Genomic DNA, 5,712 nt, shown 5'->3' on the forward strand with positions numbered 1-5,712 from the left:
TCGCCATCGGCGCGCATGGCGTCGCCTCGCAGGGTGGCGAGGTCGTCGGCCAGGTGGTCACCACCATGTCCGCCATCGAAGCCTCGTCGAAGAAGATCGCCGAGATCATCAGCGTCATCGACGGCATCGCGTTCCAGACCAATATCCTGGCACTGAATGCCGCCGTGGAAGCCGCGCGTGCCGGTGAACAGGGCCGCGGCTTCGCCGTGGTCGCCAGCGAAGTGCGCACCCTCGCCCAGCGCTCGGCCGCTGCCGCCAAGGAAATCAAGGGCCTGATCGACGACTCGGTCGGCAAGGTCGCCGAGGGCTCCAGCCTGGTCCACCAGGCCGGCAGCACCATGGGCGAGATCGTCGCCTCGGTGCAGCGTGTGACCGACATCATGGCCGAGATCTCCGCTGCCTCGCAGGAACAGAGCGCGGGCATCGAGCAGGTCAACCAGACCGTGGTGCAGATGGACGAGACCACCCAGCAGAACGCCGCGCTGGTGGAGGAAGCCACCGCTGCCGCACGTGCGATGGAGGACCAGGCCGTGCAGCTGGGTGAAGCCGTGGCCCGCTTCCGGCTGGCATCGCACGGCACGACGGCCATTCCGGCACGCCCGCTGGCGGCACCGGTACCCCGCCAGGTCGCAGCCGCCGCGCGTTCGGCAAAGCCGGCTTCCGCGCGCCCCCTGCGCAGCTCGACGGCGCAGCCGGTACTGGCCGCCGACGGCGACTGGCAGGAGTTCTGACAGAACCACGGGGTCAGATCCCTTTCCCGCAGGAAAGGGATCTGACCCCTTACGCGTAGAAAGTGATGCAAATCCCACTTCATAATCCGGTGCAGAGGCCGATATCCCCATCGAGCCTCGCGCCAATGCGTGCTGGCGCCCGCCCCTGACCGTAGATTCCATGTCCGACGGCAACGACACTGCAGTGCATGATGTCCACGCGGCCGACGCCGCTGACGAGCGCTTCCTGGTCCGCAACCCGCGTCAGCTGCGGCAGCTGCTGCGCTCGCTGATCGACCAGCGATCATTGATCAACGCGCACATCGACGGCCGCGACCGTTCGTTCCCCACTGCGCTGCTCGACCTCGACGAAGACGAGGACTACCTGCTGCTCGATGGCAGCCCGCAGGAAGCTTCCAACCGCGCCGCCGAGCAGGCCGATCACCTGCTGTGCTTCGCCCAGCTCGAACGGGTGCTGGTGCGCTTCCGCCTGCACGAACTGCAGCGCGTGGACAACGACGGCCACGTGGCCTTCCGTGCGCCGCTGCCTGACGAACTGGTGCACCTGCAGCGCCGCGAACTATACCGGCTGGAGACGCCGGTCACTGATTCACCGCAGCTGCTGCTGCCCCCCGGCGAAGCGCGGGCCGAAGCGCTGTCGATGCGGGTGGTGGACATCAGCGGTGGCGGCCTGGCCGTGGTTGTGCCCAATGACTGCGCGGTATTTGGTCTGCAGAAGCGCTATCCGGCGCAGCTGTCGCTGCCGGACGGCCCCGACCTGGACATCGCGCTGGTGGTCTGCAACCTGTTGCCCCAGCGCCAGCCCAACGGCATCGAGGTCAAGCGCGTGGGCATGCGCTTCGACAGCCTGCCGCGCGGCGCCGACAGCGCCATCCAGCGCTACATCTTCCGCATCGACCGCCAACGCAAGGCACGCCGCAACGGCGAGCTCTAAGGCCCGGCCAACAGGTAGTGCCGGCCGCTGGCCGGCAACGTCGCGACAATGCGGGTACGGCCATTGCCGGCCAGCGGCCGGCACTACCGATCTCCGGTGGATCCACGCCATGCGTGGATGCCTTTCCCCGGGCACCTAAAGTCCCCCCCAGCGGGGCCGATATCGAGCCTGACACCGGGACTTCCGGCAGAACCAGGACCCCTCGATGAACGACAAGACCAGCTCCGCCGCCAGCACCGGTGGCGAATTCCTCAGCTTCACGCTTGGTGACGAGCACTACGGCGTGGACATCCTCAAGGTGCAGGAAATCCGTGGCTATGATGCGGTTACCCGCGTGCCGGATGCCCCGGACTACATCAAGGGCGTGATCAACCTGCGCGGCACCATCGTCCCGGTGATCGACCTGCGCCTGAAACTGCGCCTGGACAACGCCCGCTACGACGCCTTCACCGTGATGATCGTGCTGAACGTCGACGACCGCGTGGTCGGCATCGTCGTCGACAGCGTCTCCGACGTGATCCCGCTGTCGGCCGAGCAGATCCGACCGACCCCGGAATTCGGCGCCGCCGTCGATACCCGCTTCATCTCCGGCATCGGTACCCATGACGATCGCATGCTGATCCTGCTGGACATCGAGACCCTGCTCGACAGCGCCGACATGGGCCACGCCAGCCTCGCCGAAGACGTCGCCGCCTGAGCAACCGGAACTGCTTCACGTTCCAGTCACAACACCCTTCAGTTCCCTTCGGCGGTGCCGATAGGGGGACAGAAGCCGGCCGCGCAGGAGCGCGCAGGACCGGCCCGACCGTTACCATCCCCGGAGATACCCTCGATGAAGTCCCTGTTTGCGTTCGTCTCGGCCGCTGTCCTGGCCACCACCGCCACCTCCGCTTTCGCCCAGTCGGCCGACATGATCCCGCCGGAAATGGCGCCGCGTTCGGTCGGCAAGGACGGCATGGTCTGTGGCAAGGTTGAAAAGGCCCGCTACGCAGAAGGTTCCGAAGGCCAGCCGACCTTCCTGTACATGGGCGGTGCCTTCCCGCGCCACACCTTCTCGGCCCGCATCGCCGGCGAGAACCGCGGCAAGTTCTCCTTCCCGCTGGAAACCCTGGAAGGCAAGACCGTCTGCGTGATCGGCAAGATCCAGCGCGACGCCTCGCGCGCGGAAATCGAAGTCAGCTCGCCGGCTGGGCTGAAGCTGGCCAACATCAAGTAATCCGCTGTCCGTCGAACTACGCCGGACCTGGTGCCGGCGTGGTTTCTGCTGCAACCGGGCCCGATGCCCGGGCGCGTCTGCCTTAGGAGCTCGCAACGCCCATGCCGTGGATCAACAACCTGAAACTGATGCCGAAGCTGCTGCTGACCTTCGGCGTCCTCCTGCTGGTGATGCTGCTGCAGGGCATCGTCGCCTATCGCGGCCTGCATTCGCTGAACAACGTCACCACCGAGCTGGCCGGTTCACGCATGGAAAGCATCCGCCTCGCCGGCGAGATGCGCGGCATGCTGGGCGAGTACCGCAATGCCGCCTACCAGCAGTTGATCCGCGCCAGCGACGACGTCAAGGCCGATGCGCGCAAGCGGGCCGTCGACCTGCGCACCAGCATGGACAAGTCGATCAAGGACTATCCGAAGCTGATCGATAACGCACAACAGAAGAAGCTGTTCGACACCTTCGCCAAGGAATGGAAGGATGCCCTGGCTTCCTATGACAGCGTCACCGAAATGCTGGAACTGGACCTGCCGGACGACGCCATCGATACCTTCGTCGGCGAAACCCGTACCAAGCACCGCAAGGCTGCATCGGCGCTGGAAGCGCTGATCGCCGAAGACAACCGCCTCGCCCGCGCCTCGCGCGAAGAGGCCGCTTCCACCTATTCCGCCTCGGCCGTGCTGACCGTGATCGCCCTGCTGGGCGGCGCCGCGCTCGGCCTGGTGCTGGTGTGGCTGTTCGCACGCGCACTGGTCGGCAGCGTGCGTGGCGCCGTCTCGGTCGCCAACGACGTCGCCGGTGGCAAGCTCGATGGCCATATCGACGTCAGCCGCCAGGACGAAGTGGGCGAACTGATGCAGGCCATGCAGCGCATGCAGCGCGACCTGCGCGAGCGCATCGAAACCGACCAGGCCGTCGCCCGCGAGAACCTGCGCATCCGCACCGCGCTGGACTACAGCTCGACCGGCGTGTACCTGACCGACACCAGCAACACCATCGTCTACAGCAACCGCGCCCTGCAGCAGACCCTGAGCCAGTACCAGGACGAAGTGCGCCGCGACCTGCCGGACTTCGACGCCCAGGCCTCACTGATCGGCAAGCCGGTCACCGTGCTCGAGCACCGTGGCGAGATGGACCAGACCCTGCTGGGCAACCTGAAGGCGCACGGTGTCGCGCGTCGCCCGATGCAGTACGGCGATGCCCAGTTCGCCCAGGTGGTGTCGACCATCCGCAATGAAGGCGGCGACACCGTCGGCTACGTGGTGGAATGGCGCGACCGTACCCAGGAAGCGCAGGTTGAAGCGGAAGTGGCCCGCGTGATCGCCCAGGCCGCCGCCGGCGACCTGTCCGGCCGCATTGACGCCACCGACAAGGAAGGCTTCTTCCTGCAGCTGGCACAGCAGATCAACGGCCTGCTGGACGCCAACGCCGGCAGCATCGAACAGATCTCCGGCCTGCTTGCGGCACTGTCGCAGGGTGACCTGACCGTGCGCATGCACGGCGACTACCAGGGCGTGTTCGCGCGCATGCGTGACGATGCCAACGCCACCGCCGCGCAGCTGAGCGAGATCGTCACCCGCATCAAGCAATCCAGCCGCGCGATCAGTTCGGCCGCCGGCGAGATCGCCTCGGGCAACAGCGACCTGTCGCGCCGTACCGAGCAGCAGGCCGCCAACCTGGAGGAAACCGCGGCCTCGATGGAGGAACTGACCTCCACCGTGCGCCAGAACGCCGAGCACGCCCGCCAGGCCAACCAGCTCGCCATCGGCGCGCATGGCGTCGCCTCGCAGGGTGGCGAGGTCGTCGGCCAGGTGGTCACCACCATGTCCGCCATCGAAGCCTCGTCGAAGAAGATCGCCGAGATCATCAGCGTCATCGACGGCATTGCGTTCCAGACCAACATCCTGGCCCTGAACGCCGCCGTGGAAGCCGCGCGTGCCGGTGAACAGGGCCGCGGCTTTGCCGTGGTTGCCAGCGAAGTGCGCACCCTCGCCCAGCGCTCGGCCGCCGCCGCCAAGGAAATCAAGGGCCTGATCGACGACTCGGTCGGCAAGGTCAACGACGGTTCGGCGCTGGTGCACAAGGCTGGCGCCACCATGGGCGAGATTGTCGCCTCGGTGCAGCGCGTGACCGACATCATGGCCGAAATCTCCGCGGCCTCGCAGGAACAGTCCGCCGGCATCGAGCAGGTCAACCAGACCGTGGTGCAGATGGACGAGACCACCCAGCAGAACGCCGCACTGGTGGAGGAAGCCACTGCTGCCGCGCGTGCGATGGAAGAACAGGCCGGTCACCTCAGCGAGGCCGTGTCGATCTTCGTGGTGGACGAAGCCGATACCGTGGTTGCCCCGCCGCGCACCGCTGCCCCGGCCCCGCGTCCGGCTGCACCGGCAGCACCGGCTCCGGCTGCCCCGCCCGCCCGACGCACGGCGGGTGGTCGCCCGATGGCCACCGAACTGGCCGATGGGGACTGGCAGGAATTCTGATGCCTGCCTGACCTGATCTGCGAGAACGCCCTGGCCCTGTGCTGGGGCGTTTTCGTTTACGGGGTATCGGGTATCCAGCCATCGGCGAAGCCCCTCGGGGTGGGTCGCGAAGCGCTGCGGATTTCCTTCGTTTGGGCCGGGAGGGTGGGTTGCGCAGGGGACGCCGTTAACCCGTCCTTGGGGGCTTGGCCGCGGCATCCATGCCGCGGACACCCCTGCGCAACCCACCCTCCCGGCCACGGACACTTTCCGTGCGCGTCCACCCCGGGTTGAAGAAGGAAGAGCAAGAGCAAGAGCAAGAGCCGCATTACTTCCGGGGTCAGATCCGTTTTCCGCAGGAAAACGGATCTG

Annotated in this window: 5 protein-coding genes; all 5 read left to right on the forward strand. The window is 66.8% G+C overall.

All coding sequences use genetic code 11. The annotated features are described in order from the left end of the window. A partial coding sequence (locus AB839_RS20725; protein ID WP_241776809.1) for a methyl-accepting chemotaxis protein occupies positions 1-731 on the forward strand: 731 nt, incomplete at its 5' end. A gap of 160 nt (positions 732-891) precedes the next feature. Then, positions 892-1,665: a flagellar brake protein gene (locus AB839_RS20730; RefSeq protein ID WP_061480762.1), complete on the forward strand. Its 774-nt coding sequence runs from the start codon at positions 892-894 to the stop codon at positions 1,663-1,665. Between the two features lie 205 nt (positions 1,666-1,870). Further along, on the forward strand, positions 1,871-2,362 hold the full coding sequence (locus AB839_RS20735; protein WP_061480763.1) for a chemotaxis protein CheW: 492 nt from the start codon (positions 1,871-1,873) through the stop codon (positions 2,360-2,362). Between the two features lie 213 nt (positions 2,363-2,575). Then, positions 2,576-2,881 (forward strand): hypothetical protein, encoded by a 306-nt coding sequence (locus AB839_RS20740; protein WP_223224824.1) that lies wholly within the window; start codon positions 2,576-2,578, stop codon positions 2,879-2,881. 101 nt (positions 2,882-2,982) lie between these two features. Beyond that, on the forward strand, positions 2,983-5,361 hold the full coding sequence (locus AB839_RS20745) for a methyl-accepting chemotaxis protein (protein WP_061480765.1): 2,379 nt from the start codon (positions 2,983-2,985) through the stop codon (positions 5,359-5,361). Positions 5,362-5,712: the final 351 nt, after the last annotated feature.

Origin of the sequence: Stenotrophomonas sp. DDT-1, assembly GCF_001580555.1 — a bacterium.
GTDB lineage: Bacteria > Pseudomonadota > Gammaproteobacteria > Xanthomonadales > Xanthomonadaceae > Stenotrophomonas > Stenotrophomonas sepilia.